General features: G+C 72.7%; 12 protein-coding genes. 2 read left to right on the forward strand and 10 right to left on the reverse strand.

From position 1 onward, the window contains the following. Window positions 1-109: 109 nt before the first annotated feature. Complete coding sequence (locus tag OG408_RS13060; protein ID WP_266778612.1) at window positions 110-1,219, reverse strand: PfkB family carbohydrate kinase; 1,110 nt, start codon at window positions 1,217-1,219, stop codon at window positions 110-112. 349 nt (window positions 1,220-1,568) lie between these two features. On the opposite strand from OG408_RS13060, the gene OG408_RS13065 reads away from it, so the two are divergent. Beyond that, window positions 1,569-2,924, forward strand: coding sequence for an MFS transporter (locus tag OG408_RS13065; protein ID WP_285563575.1), 1,356 nt, complete (start codon window positions 1,569-1,571; stop codon window positions 2,922-2,924). Here the strand turns inward: OG408_RS13065 and OG408_RS13070 are convergent. From OG408_RS13070 to hrcA, 9 genes are all read right to left on the reverse strand, one after another. After that, window positions 2,888-3,880, reverse strand: coding sequence for an adenosine deaminase (locus tag OG408_RS13070; RefSeq protein ID WP_266778616.1), 993 nt, complete (start codon window positions 3,878-3,880; stop codon window positions 2,888-2,890). The two genes, OG408_RS13065 and OG408_RS13070, sit on opposite strands and share 37 nt — an antisense overlap. Before the next feature lie 37 nt (window positions 3,881-3,917). After that, a complete protein-coding gene (locus tag OG408_RS13075) occupies window positions 3,918-4,829 on the reverse strand; it encodes a ribonuclease Z (protein ID WP_285563576.1) in 912 nt (303 codons plus the stop codon). Between the two features lie 18 nt (window positions 4,830-4,847). Beyond that, on the reverse strand, window positions 4,848-5,207 hold the full coding sequence (locus OG408_RS13080; RefSeq protein WP_266778620.1) for a histidine triad nucleotide-binding protein: 360 nt from the start codon (window positions 5,205-5,207) through the stop codon (window positions 4,848-4,850). Window positions 5,208-5,356: 149 nt separating this feature from the next. After that, window positions 5,357-8,572, reverse strand: coding sequence for a S41 family peptidase (locus OG408_RS13085; RefSeq protein ID WP_326669963.1), 3,216 nt, complete (start codon window positions 8,570-8,572; stop codon window positions 5,357-5,359). 69 nt (window positions 8,573-8,641) lie between these two features. Next, entirely contained in the window at window positions 8,642-9,193 is a 552-nt protein-coding gene (locus tag OG408_RS13090) for a hypothetical protein (RefSeq protein WP_326669965.1), read from the reverse strand. 72 nt (window positions 9,194-9,265) lie between these two features. Further along, window positions 9,266-10,012 carry a 16S rRNA (uracil(1498)-N(3))-methyltransferase gene (locus tag OG408_RS13095; protein ID WP_285563578.1) on the reverse strand — a complete coding sequence of 249 codons (747 nt, stop codon included), beginning with the start codon at window positions 10,010-10,012 and terminating at the stop codon, window positions 9,266-9,268. Continuing rightward, window positions 10,009-11,082 (reverse strand): nitronate monooxygenase, encoded by a 1,074-nt coding sequence (locus tag OG408_RS13100; RefSeq protein ID WP_326669967.1) that lies wholly within the window; start codon window positions 11,080-11,082, stop codon window positions 10,009-10,011. The genes OG408_RS13095 and OG408_RS13100 overlap by 4 nt, the downstream gene beginning before the upstream one ends. A 113-nt stretch (window positions 11,083-11,195) precedes the next feature. Continuing rightward, the gene (gene dnaJ, locus OG408_RS13105; protein WP_266778630.1) at window positions 11,196-12,332 is read right to left on the reverse strand and encodes a molecular chaperone DnaJ; all 1,137 of its coding nucleotides are present in this window, start codon (window positions 12,330-12,332) and stop codon (window positions 11,196-11,198) included. Continuing rightward, a complete protein-coding gene (gene hrcA / locus OG408_RS13110; RefSeq protein ID WP_266778632.1) occupies window positions 12,333-13,349 on the reverse strand; it encodes a heat-inducible transcriptional repressor HrcA in 1,017 nt (338 codons plus the stop codon). Window positions 13,350-13,534: 185 nt separating this feature from the next. Here hrcA and OG408_RS13115 point away from each other — a divergent pair, with 185 nt between their 5' ends. Then, window positions 13,535-14,266: an MBL fold metallo-hydrolase gene (locus OG408_RS13115; RefSeq protein ID WP_326669970.1), complete on the forward strand. Its 732-nt coding sequence runs from the start codon at window positions 13,535-13,537 to the stop codon at window positions 14,264-14,266. Window positions 14,267-14,284: the final 18 nt, after the last annotated feature.

Here is a 14,284-nt window from a genome sequence, read left to right on the forward strand (position 1 = left end):
ATACCTCCCGTTGCACGGTTCTCGCTGCTCGAAAACCTCAGGTGTACCCAGCCTACGACTTGGTACGGACAACACCAGGGGTTTTACCTGCCGGGAGCAGCCGACCGGTTCAAGGTCGAAAGCCGATCGTGGGGACGGCGCGGCGCAGCGGCCAGGGGCGGGTGGCGGCGGGGAGCAGGTCCTGGAGGAAGGCGTAGCGCTGGAGTGCGGCCGGGTCCTGGTCGGTGACGGTGCGGATGCGCTGCCACCAGGCGGCGATCTCCGCCCAGCCGGGGGCCGAGAGCGAGCCGCCGAACTCCTGGACGGAGAGGGCTGCGGTGAGGCCGGCGAAGGCGAGGCGGTCGGCGAGCGGCCAGTTGGCGAGGGTGCCGGTGACGAAGCCGGCGACGAAGACGTCGCCGGCGCCGGTCGGGTCCAGGGCCTCGACCTCGATCGCGGGGACCTCCGCGGTGGTCCCGGTGGCCGCGTCGACCGCGTACGCGCCCTCGGCACCGAGGGTGACGACGGCGAGCGGGACCCGTTCGGCCAGCGCGTGCGCGGCGGCGCGGGGGCAGTCGGTGCGGGTGTAGCGCATGGCTTCCTCGGCGTTGGGGAGGAAGGCCCGGCAGTGCTCCAGGTCGGTGAGCCCGTCCAGGTCCCAGCGGCCGGTCTCGTCCCAGCCGACGTCGGCGAAGACCACGGCCCCGCGGCGGGCCGCCGCGGCGACCCAGGGTTCGCTGCGGCCGGGGGCGAGCGAGGCGACGGCGGCCCGGGCGCGGGGCGGGCAGCGGGGGAAGGCGGCGGGGGCTCCCGGGGGTGCGGTGGCGGGCGGGGGCGGGGCCTCGTGGCCGTGCGAGACCATCGTCCGCTCGCCCTCGTACGCCATGGAGACGGTCACCGGGGAGTGCCAGCCGCGGACGGTGTGCGACATGGACAGGTCGATGCCCTCGCCCTGTTCCAGGGCGTCCCAGCAGTACTCGCCGTAGTGGTCGTCGCCGAACGCCGCGGCGAGCGAGGTGTGGAGGCCCAGGCGGGCGAGGGCGGTGGCCATGTTGGCGACTCCGCCGGGGCTCGATCCCATACCGCGCGCCCAGGACTCGGTGCCGCGCACGGGGGCGCTGTCGAGGCCGGTGAAGATGATGTCGAGGAAGACCGTGCCGGTGAGGAAGACGTCGCAGTCCGGGTCCTGCGGTGCGCGCAGCCCGCCCAGTGGGTCGATGCCTGGAATGTCAGCGCTCACCTTGCACTCCCCGGTCGTGGCGGTTCCGGCCAGTCTGCCTGATGAGTACCGGTGGGCGCCGGGTCCGCGCCGGGGCCGGGTCCGCGTCCCGGAGGGTCGTCGAACGCCGAGGTGACCTGCATAAACATGCGCTGTTACCCGCATAGAAACACGGCAAACGCATAAGTGACTCAGATCACACCGGGGCAGCTTTCGGCCGACCCGGCGCACTTGATACAAATTGGCCCGCGACCACCGTTGGGGATCTAACCGACGTGTGTGCCGACTCCCCGCATTTTTCGTATTTCTCGCTTTTCCGCATCACCCCCCTCTCTTCTCCGCCTCTTCTGGCATGTCTTCAGGAACGCCCATGTCCTCGCGCCCTCGCGCCGCGTGGCCTCTGGTTGCCGTGTTCACCGCCGGTTACCTCGCCGCCTATCTCCTCCCCACCATCGTGGGACGGCTCTCCGTCTATCTGGGCCTCAGCACGGCACAGGCCGGTCTGGTCGGCAGCGCGCTGCTGCTGAGTTCGGCCTCCGCCGGCTTCTGCCTGGCGGGCCGCGTCGAGACGTTCGGGCCGCGGAGACCCGCGCGGATCGGACTGGTGCTGGCCGTACTGGGGTACGGCTGCGCGGCGCTGGCGGGTTCCGTGCCGCTGGTCGTGCTGGGCGCCGTGGTCGGCGGCTTCGGTTCCGGCACCGCGACCGCGGTGGCCGCCGCGTGCATCGCCGCCCAGCGTGACCCGCACCGGACGTCGTCCCTGGGGCTGCTGAGCGTGTCCGCCACCGCGGGCGCCCTGTATCTGACGATCCCGCACCTGGGCGGCGGCCACCGGCTGCCGTTCGCCTCGATCGCCCTGGTCGCGGTGTGCGTGTGGCCGGCCACCTCGCGGCTCGGCGGTCCGGTGCCGGCCGGTCCGGCCGTCCCCGCTCCGGGACGGCTGCCGCACCGGCGCTCGGGCCTGGTGCTGGCGGGCGGCATGCTCGTCTGGTCGATGGCGCAGAACGCGCTGTGGGGCGTCAGCAGCCGCATCGGCGTGGACCAGGTCGGGCTCTCCGAGGTCACCATCGGCGCCGTGTTCGCCGCCGCGCTCGGCGCCGGTCTGCTCGGTGTCATGGGCGCCGGGGTGCTGGGTGCCCGGCTCGGGCGCGCGGTGCCGATCGGCATGGGCACCGTGGTGATCGCCGCGAGCATCGTGCTCAGCTCGTCGGCCGGGAGCGTCGGCTCGTTCGCGACCGGCGAGATTCTGTGGAACACCGTCTACCCGGTGGTCCTGTCGTATCTGATCGGTCTGGCCGCCTCCCTGGACGTGCGGGGCCGCTGGGCGGTCCTGGCGGGCTCGGCGTCCTCGGTCGGTGTGGCCTGCGGTCCGGTGCTCGGCAGTGTGCTGTCCGAGGAGGCCGGCTTCCCGGCGATGGGGCTGATCCTGGGCGCGGTGACCCTGCTGGTCGCGGTCCCGGTGACGGCCGTCGCCCTGCACACGGGCGGCCGTCCGCTGGTGCCGGGCTCGGTGCGCCGCAGGGGCGGTGCTCCGGCGGCCCTGCTCGCGGTCACCACGGGTGCGGTGCCGGGCGCCGTGCCGAAGCTGGGCGCGCCCGAGCAGGCCGTCACGGAGATCAGCCTGCCCGCGCTGCGCCGCCGGCGCCCGGTCAGGAGTGCGTTCCGGACGGCCGGCCCGTCGGGTGGCGGTCAGTCGAACGCGTACGCCTCGACCTCGGACAGGTAGCGCGCCCTGCGCTCCTCGTCGTGGTCGAGGAAGGCCGCCTCGAAGGAGTTGCGGGCCAGGGTGCGCAACTGCTCGCGCTCCAGGCCGAGCGCCTCGTGGACGGCGTGGAAGGTGTCGCCGACGTACCCGCCGAAGTAGGCGGGGTCGTCGGAGTTGACGGTGCAGAGCAGCCCGGCGTCCATCATGGCCCGCAGCGGGTGCTCCTCCAGGGTGTCGATGGCGCGCAGCCGGACGTTGGACAGCGGGCACAGAGTGAGCGGCACCCGGTCGGCGGCCAGCCGCTTCACGAGTTCCGGGTCCTCCATGCAGCGCAGTCCGTGGTCGATGCGCTCGACTCCGAGGACGTCGAGCGCCTCGGTGATGTACGCGGGCGGTCCCTCCTCGCCGGCGTGGGCGACCTTGCGCAGCCCGAGCTCCCCGGCCGCGGCGTACACCTCGCGGAACTTGGCGGGCGGATGGCCGACCTCGGCGGAGTCCAGGCCGACGGCGCTGATCCGGTGCAGGTACGGCTTCGCGGCCTCCAGCGTCTCCAGTGCCGATTCGGCGGACTGGTCGCGCAGGAAGCACATGATCAGCTGGGTGGAGATGCCGTGCTTCTCCTCGCTGCGCTCCAGCGCCCGGCCGAGTCCCTCGACGACGGTGCCGATGGGGACGCCCCGGGCGGTGTGCGCCTGCGGGTCGAAGAAGATCTCCGCGTGGCGCACGCCCTGGGCCGCGGCGCGGGTCAGGTAGGCGTCGGCGAGTGCGGCGAAGTCGTCCTCGGTCCGCAGCACCGCCATCAGCGCGTAGTACAGGTCGAGGAAGGTCTGCAGGTCCTCGAAGAGGTAGGCGGTGCGCAGTTCCTCGGTGTCCGCGTAGGGCAGCGTCACGCCGTTGCGTGCGGCGAGCTCGAAGGCCAGCTCGGGTTCGAGGGTTCCTTCGATGTGGAGGTGGAGTTCTGCTTTGGGGAGGTGCACGGGTTCTTCTCGCTAACGCAGGTGGTGCGGTGATCTGTTACGGGTGGTGGCGGGTCGGTACCGGGACGCGGATCAGGTCCTGGGCGACGGTCAGTTCGCCCTCGAACCCGGCCGCCCTGGCCTGGGCTCCGAAGAGCTCCGGGTCCGGGTAGCGCTGCGAGAAGTGCGTGAGTACGAGATGCCGTACTCCCGCCTCCCGCGCGACCCGGGCCGCCTGCCCGGCGGTCAGGTGGCCGTGGTCGGTGGCCAGCCGTTCGTCCTCGTCGAGGAAGGTCGACTCGATGACCAGCATGTCGCAGCCCTCGGCGAGTGCGTACACGCCGTCGCACAGCCTGGTGTCCATGATGAACGCGAACCGCTGTCCGCGCCTGCGCTCGGAGACGTCGTCGAGCGTGACTCCGCCGAGGACGCCCTCGCGCCGGATCCGGCCGACGTCCGGTCCGGCGATGCCGTGCTCGGCGAGTCTCGCGGGCAGCATGCGCCGCCCGTCGGGCTCGACGAGCCGGTAGCCGTACGACTCGACGGGGTGCGAGAGCTTGTGGGCGTCCAGCGTGTACGCCTCCGTGGTGGCCAGCGGCCCGTCGGCGGCGACCGGGGCCTCGGTCAGCTCGACGGACTCGCGGTAGGCGGTGGCGTACCGCAGCCGTTCGAAGAAGTGCTGTCCGCTCGCCGGGTAGTGCGCGGTGACGGGGTGCGGGACCTGGTCGAGGTTGATCCGCTGGATCACCCCGGCCAGGCCCAGCGAGTGGTCGCCGTGGAAGTGCGTGACGCAGATCCGGTCGATGTCGTGGGCGGCGACGCCGGCCCGCAGCATCTGGCGCTGGGTCCCCTCGCCGGGATCGAAGAGGATGCCCTCGCCGTCCCAGCGCAGCAGGTAGCCGTTGTGGTTGCGGTGCCGGGTCGGGACCTGGCTGGCGGTGCCGAGGACGACGAGTTCACGTGCGGACACGGTGTGCGGCGTTCCGTCCTAGCCGGGGGGCCACTGGAGGCCGCGGCCGCCCAGGACGTGGGCGTGCGCGTGGAAGACGGTCTGCCCGGCTCCGGCGCCGGTGTTGAACACGACGCGGTACCCGGTCCCGTCGATCTTCTCGTCGGCGGCGACGTGCCCGGCCTCGCGCAGGACGTCGGCGAGGACCTGCGGCTCGGCGGTGGCGAGCGAGGCGGCGTCCGGGTGATGGACGCGGGGGATGACGAGGACGTGGGTGGGGGCCTGGGGGTTGATGTCGCGGAAGGCGACCGTGGTGTCGGTCTCCCGGACGATGGTGGCCGGGATCTCACCGGAGACGATCTTGCAGAACAGGCAGTCGGACTGCGGTTCTCCTGCCATGGGGTGCGCTCCTCTGTCTCAGTGATCCGTTACGGGGCAGCCTAGCGGGCGGGGCCGGGACGCTGGGCCCGGACGCTTTCGGGGCACTGCCCCCGCGCCTCGATCGCCGGCGGGGCTGGATCCCTCAAGCCCCGCCGGCCCCCCTCAACTCACTCCGGCAGCTCCGGCGGCGCCTTCGCCGGCGTCCGTGTCAGCGACTCCAGCGCGAGCCGGATCGCCTCGTCCAGCTGCGGGTCCCGCCCCGCCGCATGGTCCTGCGGCGTCATGACGACCTCGACGTCGGGATCGACACCGTGGTTCTCGACGCCCCATCCGTACCCCTCCAGCCAGAAGGCGTACTTGGGCTGCGTGACCAGCGTGCCGTCGACGAGCCGGTACCGGCTGTCGATGCCCACCACACCGCCCCAGGTGCGCACGCCGACCACGGGTCCGATGTTCAGCGCCTTGATCGCCGCGTTCACGATGTCGCCGTCCGAGCCGGAGAACTCGTTGGCGACGGCCACGACGGGCCCGCGCGGCGCGTCGCCCGGATAGCTGAAGGGCCGCATGCCGCGGGGCAGGTCCCAGCCGACGATGCGGCGGGCCAGCTTCTCCACCACCAGCTGCGAGGTGTGGCCGCCGCGGTTCTCCCGTACGTCCACCACCAGACCCTCGCGGGCGACCTCGGTGCGCAGGTCGCGGTGGATCTGCGCCCAGCCCGAGCCGACCATGTCCGGGACGTGGAGGTAGCCGAGGCGACCGCCCGACTTCTCGTGCACGTACGCGCGCCGGCCGGCGACCCAGTCGTGGTAGCGCAGCGCCTCCTCGTCGGCGACCGGTACGACGACGACGTGGCGCGGGTCTCCCCCGTCGACCGGCGAGACGGTCAGCTCGACGGGCTTGCCGGCCGAGCCGGTGAGCAGGGGCGCGGGGCCGGTGAGGGAGTCGACGGGGTGGCCGTCGACCGCCACGATCGCGTCACCGGGCCGGACGGCGACACCGGGCGCGGCGAGCGGCGCCCTGGCGGCGGGGTCGGAGGTCTCGGACGGCAGGATGCGGTCGATGCGCCAGCTCCCGTCGTCCGCGCGGGAGAGGTCGGCGCCGAGCAGTCCCTGCCGGGCCGAGTCGTCGCGCCAGCCGCCGGACGGGGTCACATAGGCGTGCGAGGTGCCGAGTTCTCCCTGCACCTCCCAGAGCAGGTCGATGAGGTCGTCGTGGGTGGCGACCCGCTCCAGGACGGGGCGGTAGCGGTCCAGGACGCCGTTCCAGTCGATGCCGCTCATGCCGGGGTGCCAGAAGTTGTCCCGCATGATGCGGCCGGCCTCGTCGTACATCTGACGCCATTCGGCGGCCGGGTCGAGGGTGCGGCGGACGCGGGAGAGGTCGACGGTGATGTTGCTGTCGTCGTGGTCGTCGTCGGAGCCGCCGGACACCCGGCTGTCGGACGGGACGACGCGCAGGTTCCCGTGGCTGTGCAGGACGAGGCGCTTGCCGTCGCCGCTGACGGCGAACCGGCTGATGTCGGAGGCGAGTTCCTCGCAGCGCAGCTTCTCCAGGTCGTACCGCTCCAGGACGGTCTCGGGGTGGCGCGCGGCGGGAGTGGCCGCGCTCGTGCCGAGGACACCGGTGACCGGGTGGCGCAGCCACAGCAGCCCGTCCTTGGCGGCGCGCAGCGAGGAGTAGCTGGCGGCCTCGACGGGCAGCGGCACGATCCGGTCGGCGAGCCCGTCCAGGTCGATGCGGGTGACGGGCAGTGCCGTGGGGTTGTCCTCGCCGTCGCCGCCCTTCTCCTTCTCGGTCGGGCGGCCGTGGAGCTGCGGTCCGAACGGGGAAGGGGTGGTCGCGGCGAGCGTCAGCAGGTGCGGCCGGCAGGCGCCGATGAAGGCCAGGTCGAAGACGTGGGAGTCGTAGACCGGGTCGAACGCCCGCTCCGAGAGGAACGCCAGGTGCTTTCCGTCGGCGGTGAAGGCGGGTGCGAAGTCCCGGAACCGCAGCGGGGTCGCCTCGGAGACCGACAGGTCGGCGAGGTGGGCGAGCTTGAGCTGGCTGAGCGGTTCGGGGCCGGGGTGCGACCAGGCGAGCCAGGCGGAGTCGGGCGAGAAGACGAGACCGGAGGCGTCGCCGTTCTCGCTGCGGTCCACCTCGTGGACCTCGCCGCTCTCCCGTTCGACGACGAGGACGCGTCCGTCGTGGGCGGCGACGGCGAACCGGCTGCCGTCGGGTGCGGGGACCAGGTCCAGGACCCGGCCGATCCGGCCTGAGGCGAGGCGGCGCGGTACGGCGCCGGGCCCGGTGCCGGTGGCGGGGGCGCATTCCAGCGCGTCGTCGCCCTCGGCGTCGGTGACCCAGACGACGTGCTGGTCGCCGTCGGCCTGGAAGGTGTGAGGCAGCCTGGCCCGTACGCCGGGTTCGACGGCGAGTGCGCGGGCCGGGCCCTCGCGGTGGGTGACCCAGTGGACGGCGCCGCGGGAGCCGACGGCGCTGCCGCGGCCGGTGCGGTCGGGGGACGCGGTGTGCAGGTGGCTGCCGGCGTGCACGGGGTGCGGCTGGAGGTCGGCGCGCTGGCCGCCGAGCCTGATGTCGAGGCGGCGGGGTGCGTCGCTCTCCAGGCTGTCCAGGAGCCACAGTTCACCGGCGGAGGCGTAGGCGACGCGGGTGCCGTCGGTGGTGGCGTGCCGGGCGTAGAAGCCCTCGATGCCGGTGTGCCGGCGCAGGTCCGTGCCGTCGGGGAGGGAGGAGTAGAGCGCGCCGACGCCTTCGTGGTCGGAGAGGAAGGCGATGCGCTCGCCCACCCAGAGCGGGCACTCGATGTTGCCGTCCAGCTCCTCGTGGACGCGGACGAACTCCGCCGGGTCCCCCTCGGCCGCGATCCAGAGCTTGCCGGCCGTGCCGCCCCGGTAGCGCTTCCAGGTGGCGGCCTCGCGCCCCATGGTGGCCGAGAGCAGCAGGACCCGTCCGCCGGGTCCGTACGCGAGGGAGCCGACCGGCCCGTACGGGAGGGTCCGTGCGGGGCCGCCGTCGACCGGGACGGCCCGGGCCCAGCTGCGGCGCAGCGAGACCTGGCCCTGGGTGCTGGTGACCAGCACGTCGCCCTCGGGGGTCCAGCCGCGCACCGCGGTGCGCGCGTCGCCCCAGTGCGTCAGCCGCCGGGAGGGGCCGCCGTCGACGGGGGCGAGGTGCACCTCGGGGGCCCCGTCCCGGGTGGACGTCCAGGCGACGAGGGTGCCGTCGGGCGATATCCGCGGCTGGGTGACGGGGCGGTTGTCGGCGCTGACACGCCAGGCTCGGCCGCCGTCGAGCGGCGCGAGCCAGACATCGTCCTCGGCGGTGAAGGCGATCGAGTCGCCCTGGACATGGGGATACCGGAGGTAGGAAGGCTGTGTCACATCGATCACCCTAGGCCGCCGCCGTGCCTGGTGGAACGGGGTTGGCCGGAGTCCGACCGTCCGGCCGGGTCACTTGCCCTGGGGGTATTCGGTGACCGTGACGGTCACGGTGACGGCCGGCCGGGCCCCTCCCCCGCCGCCGCTGCCGCCGCCGTCGTCCGGGGCGGGGGTCGAGGGCGGTGCGTCGCAGTTGCCGAGCAGGGTGGCCCGGAAGACGGTCCGGCCGCCCGCCTTCGCGGTCAGGTCGCCGCGCACGCACCGGCCGTCAACTGCCTGCCGCACCTGGCCGTTGATCGTGATGTCCTGGCCGCTCTTCGTCTTGCCGTCGCAGTCGACGTCGGCGATGCGGCGGGTGGAGGCGGTGGGCGAAGCGGCCCGGGCGGAGGATTTCGCCGCGCCTTCCTCGCCGGTGCGCGCCGTGCACGTCAGCCAGCGCACGTCGACGCCTTCGTGCTCCAGGGCGCGGGTGCCGGTGCGGTCGGTGGTCACGGCGATGGACGCGGTGTTCAGCCCGTCGACGGGCTCGCAGGCGGCGAGGCCCACGACGGCGGTGGCCGCGAGGCAGAGCGCGGCCGGAAAGCGGCGGGCCGTTCGACGGCCCCATGCCCTTGATGTCCCCATACGGGCAGCTTCCCACCGCTCCTGACGGAACGGTAGACCGCTTGCGGCCACAACCGCCCCGGGTGAACGGGGTTACGACCAGCGGCCCGTGCGCCCCAGCAGCAGCGCGGTCGCCGCCGTGCCGGCGGTGGAGGTGCGCAGGACCGTCGGCCCGAGCCGGCAGGTGCGCGCCCCCGCAGCCGCGAAGACGGCCAACTCATCCGGTGAGACGCCGCCTTCGGGGCCGACGACCAGCAGGATCTCGCCCTTGTCGGGCAGGGGGACGGTGGCCAGCGGCTCGCTGTCGTGGTCGCGGTCCTCGTGCAGGACGGCCGCGAAGTCGGCTGTGGCCAGAAGTGCGGCAACCTGCTTCGTCGTGAGCGCGTCCGCCACCTCCGGGAAGCGCACCCGGCGGGACTGCTTGCCAGCCTCACGGGCCGTACTGCGCCATTTCGTCAGGGACTTGAGGCCGCGGTCGCCCTTCCACTGGGTGATGCAGCGGGCCGCCTGCCACGGCACGATCGCGTCGACGCCGGTCTCCGTCATCGTCTCGACGGCGAGCTCGCCCCGGTCGCCCTTGGGCAGCGCCTGGACGACGGTGATGCGGATGCCGGGCCGGGGCTCCTCGTGGACGGACTCCAGACCGGTGACCACCAGCCGGTCCTTGCCCTCGGCGGCGCTCACGACGCCCTCCGCCCAGTGCCCCTGGCCGTCCGTCAGGACGACGTCCTCACCGGCGCGCAGGCGTTTCACGGAGACGGCGTGCCGCCCCTCGGGCCCTTCCAGGACGAAGTCCGGCCCCTGCGGCATCCGGTCGACGACGAAGACGGGTGCCGTCACTGTGTACTCCTCGTGCTCACTGCCGCCCGTGCGGCGTCCAGTTCCTCGGCGAGCAGTCTGACCAGCCGGCCGGCGGGCAGCTCGCGCGCCATCCGGTGTCCCTGCCCCGCCCACAGTGCCATGCCCTGCGCGTCCCCGGCCTTGGCCGCCGCCTTGCGCAGCGCGGACGTCAGATGGTGCACCTGGGGGTAGGCGGCGGGGGCGTACGGCCCGTGCTCGCGTACGAAGCGGTTGACCAGGCCGCGGGCCGGGCGTCCGGAGAACGCCCGGGTCAGGGTGGTGCGGACGAACAGCGGGTTGGTCAGGGCCTGTTTGTGCAGCAGATGGGCGCCCGACTCGGGACAGGCCAGGAAGGCGGTGCCGAGCTGGGCGGCGTCGGCGCCCGCCGCGAGCACCGCGGCGATCTGGGAGCCGCGCATCAGCCCGCCGGCGGCGATGACCGGTATCTGCACGGTCTCGCGCACCTGGGCCACCAGGCAGAGCAGCCCGGTGCCGGAGCCGTCGGTCTGCGGGTCGTCGCGGAACGTGGCCTGGTGGCCGCCCGCCTCGACGCCCTGGGCGCAGACGGCGTCGGCGCCCGCCCACTGGGCGGCCTGCGCCTCCTCGGGCGAGGTGACCGTGACGACGGTGTACGTGCCCACCGCGGCGAACGCGTCGAGGGTGTCGCGGGAGGGGCAGCCGAAGGTGAAGGAGACCACCGGGACGGGGTCCTCCAGCAGGATGGCGAGCTTGGCCTCGTAGCCGTCGTCGCCGCCGGTGTCGGTGTCGCCGAGCGGGGTCTCGTACCAGGAGGTCTCGCCCGCGAGCTGGTGCCGGTACACGTCGACCGCGGCCGGGTCGGCGAGGTTCGGCTGCGGCATGAAGAGATTGACGCCGAAGGGCTGACCGGTGAGCCCGCGCACCTGTTTGACCTCGTTGTACATGCCGTCCGTCGTCTTGTACCCGGCGGCCAGGAAGCCGAGTCCGCCGGCCTCGGCGACGGCCGCGACGAGCTGCGGACAGGAGGTTCCGCCCGCCATCGGGGCCTGCACGATCGGATACCGGCAGAGATCGGTCAACGCGGATGACATGACCGCATCGTGTCATGTCTCCCGTGTCCGGTGATGCGCACCCCACTGACACGTTTTGTCCGCAATGCGGTACGGGCCCGGAATCCGGGCCCGTACGACATCGGCGTGCGGCTCTAGCGGCCGTTGAACGCGTCCTTCAGACGCGAGAACAGCCCCTGCTGCCCGGGCTGGAACTGGCCGGTGGGCCGCTCCTCGCCGCGCAGTTTCGACAGCTCGCGCAGCAGGCGCTCCTGCTCGGGGTCCATCTTCGTCGGGGTCATCACCTCGACGTGCACGATCAGGTCGCCGCGCCCGCCGCCGCGCAGGTGCGTGATGCCGCGCCCGTGCAGCGGGACGGACTGGCCGGACTGGGTGCCCGGCCGGATGTCGACCTCCTCCAGTCCGTCGAGCGTCTCCAGCGGCACCTTGGTGCCGAGGGCCGCCGCCGTCATGGGGATGGTGACCGTGCAGTGCAGATCGTCACCGCGCCGCTGGAACACGGCGTGCGGCAGCTCGTGGATCTCGACGTAGAGATCACCGGCCGGGCCGCCGCCGGGGCCGACCTCGCCCTCGCCCGCGAGCTGGATGCGGGTGCCGTTGTCGACACCCGCGGGGATCTTCACGGTGAGCGTGCGCCTCGACCGGATGCGGCCGTCGCCGGCGCACTCCGGGCAGGGGGTCGGCACGACCGTGCCGAAGCCCTGGCACTGCGGGCAGGGCCGCGAGGTCATGACCTGGCCGAGGAACGACCGGGTGACCTGGGAGACCTCGCCGCGGCCGCGGCACATGTCACACGTCTGGGCGGAGGTGCCGGGCGCGGCGCCCTCGCCGTTGCAGGTCGTACAGACGACGGCCGTGTCGACCTGGATGTCCTTGGTCGTACCGAAGGCCGCCTCGGAGAGGTCGATCTCCAGCCGGATCATGGCGTCCTGGCCGCGCCGGGTGCGCGAACGGGGTCCGCGCTGCGACGCCGTGCCGAAGAACGCGTCCATGATGTCGGAGAAGTTGCCGAAGCCGCCCTGTCCGAATCCGCCCGCGCCACCTCCGCCGGAGGCGGACAGCGGGTCGCCGCCGAGGTCGTAGACCTGCTTCTTCTGGGCGTCCGACAACACCTCGTAAGCGGCGTTGATCTCCTTGAACCGCTCCTGGGTCTTCGGATCGGGGTTCACATCCGGGTGCAGCTCGCGGGCGAGCCTCCGGAAAGCCTTCTTGATCTCGTCCTGCGAAGCGTCGCGGCGCACGCCGAGTACGGCGTAGTAGTCCGTGGCCACTTACGACTCCGCCAGGATCTGTCCGACGTAACGTGCCACTGCGCGTACCGCTCCCATCGTTCCGGGGTAGTCCATGCGGGTCGGTCCGACCACGCCGAGTTTGGCGACTGCCTCGTCGCCCGAACCGTAGCCGACCGCGACGACGGACGTGGAGTTGAGCCCCTCGTGGGCGTTCTCGTGCCCGATACGTACGGTCATGCCCGAGTCCTTGGCCTCGCCGAGCAGCTTCAGCAGCACGACCTGCTCCTCCAGTGCCTCCAGCACCGGCCGGATCATCACCGGGAAGTCGTGTCCGAAGCGGGTGAGGTTGGAGGTGCCGCCGATCATCAGCCGCTCCTCCGTCTCCTCGACGAGGGTTTCGAGCAGGATCGAGAGCACGGTGGACACGGTTCCCCGGTCCTCGCTCTCGAAGGATTCCGGCAGGTCCTGCACCAGTTGCGGGACGTCGGCGAACCGGCGTCCCACCACCCGGCTGTTGAGCCGGGCCCGCAGATCGGCGACGGAGGTCTCGCCGAACGGCGCGGGGCAGTCGACCAGCCGCTGTTCGACCCGGCCGGTGTCCGTGATCAGCACGAGCATCAGCCGGGCGGGGGCCAGGGACAGCAGTTCCACGTGCCGCACCGTCGAGCGGGTCAGCGAGGGGTACTGCACGACGGCGACCTGCCGGGTCAGCTGCGCGAGCAGCCGTACGGTCCGTCCCACGACGTCGTCGAGGTCGACCGCGCCGTCGAGGAAATTCTGAATGGCACGGCGCTCCGGCGACGACAGGGGCTTGACGCCCGCGAGCCTGTCGACGAAGAGCCGGTAACCCTTGTCCGTCGGGATGCGTCCCGCGCTGGTGTGCGGCTGGGCGATGAAGCCCTCGTCCTCCAGCACCGCCATGTCGTTGCGGACGGTGGCCGGGGAGACCCCCAGCTTGTGCCGCTCGGTGAGCGCCTTGGAGCCGACGGGCTCCTCGGTGCCGACATAGTCCTGGACGATGGCGCGCAGCACTTCGAGTCTGCGTTCGCTGAGCATCGCGCACACCTCCAGCTGTGTACCTCGGTGGTTCTCGGGCCGTTCCCGGGACCGTCCCTGGCACTCTGTGCGTACGAGTGCCAGCAATCCCCCGGTCAGTGTACGGCGACGGGGTAGCCCCCTAGCAAGGGCGACCGGCCACGCTACCGCGAGACTGCGCAGGTCGTTGCCGATAGCGTCGTCGTATGGACGCCTCTTGGGAAGAGTTCGGCTGGGAGCGACTCGGACACGGAGTGGGCCGGCGACGCCTTCCGGTGTGGGATGCAACGGTCGCACTGGTGGCCGGGACGGACGGAGTGCTGCTCTGCGACACCGGGTCGTCACTGCGTGAAGCGGTGGAGGTGCGCGGTCAGGCGCAGGCACTGCTGGGCCGGAGGGTGACGCATATCGCACTCAGCCACCCCCACTTCGATCACGTACTGGGCACGGCGGCCTTCGCCGGGACACAGGTGTACGGCGCGGGGGGCATGGCGGATCTGCTGCGGCGCTCGGCGGACGAACTCCACACCGACGCGGTGCGGCAGGGCCTGCCCGAACAGGACGCGGCGGAGTCCGCCGACGTACTCGTGGCGCCCCGCCACGAGGTGATCGCCGAGTGGACGCTCGATCTGGGCGGCGGGCGCGAGGTGCTCCTGGTGAACGCGGGTCCGGCGCACAGCGGTCACGACCTGGCGGTGCTGGTCCCCGGCGGCTCCGGCTCGCCCGCGATCGTGTTCTGCGGCGACCTGGTCGAGGAGTCCGGCGAACCGCAGGCGGGCCCGGACGCGTTCCCGGCCCGCTGGCCCGCGGCGCTGGACCGGCTGCTGGAGCTGGGCGGCGAGGACGCGCTGTACGTGCCGGGGCACGGGGCGGTGGTGGACGCCGCGTTCGTACGGGCCCAGCGCGAACGGCTGGCCGCGCGGTTCGGCGTGTCGTGAGCCGCTCCCGCCTTATCG

The organism is Streptomyces sp. NBC_01257, assembly GCF_035917255.1.
Taxonomy (GTDB): Bacteria; Actinomycetota; Actinomycetes; order Streptomycetales; family Streptomycetaceae; genus Streptomyces.

Bases quoted from the DNA above. Each gene is read 5' to 3' on its own strand.
- OG408_RS13065 (WP_285563575.1), top strand. From the start codon at position 1,569: ATGTCCTCGCGCCCTCGCGCCGCGTGGCCTCTGGTTGCCGTGTTCACC.
- OG408_RS13080 (WP_266778620.1), bottom strand. From the start codon at position 5,207: ATGGCAGGAGAACCGCAGTCCGACTGCCTGTTCTGCAAGATCGTCTCC.
- OG408_RS13090 (WP_326669965.1), bottom strand. From the start codon at position 9,193: ATGGGGACATCAAGGGCATGGGGCCGTCGAACGGCCCGCCGCTTTCCG.
- OG408_RS13100 (WP_326669967.1), bottom strand. From the start codon at position 11,082: ATGTCATCCGCGTTGACCGATCTCTGCCGGTATCCGATCGTGCAGGCC.
- hrcA (WP_266778632.1), bottom strand. From the start codon at position 13,349: ATGCTCAGCGAACGCAGACTCGAAGTGCTGCGCGCCATCGTCCAGGAC.
- OG408_RS13115 (WP_326669970.1), top strand. From the start codon at position 13,535: ATGGACGCCTCTTGGGAAGAGTTCGGCTGGGAGCGACTCGGACACGGA.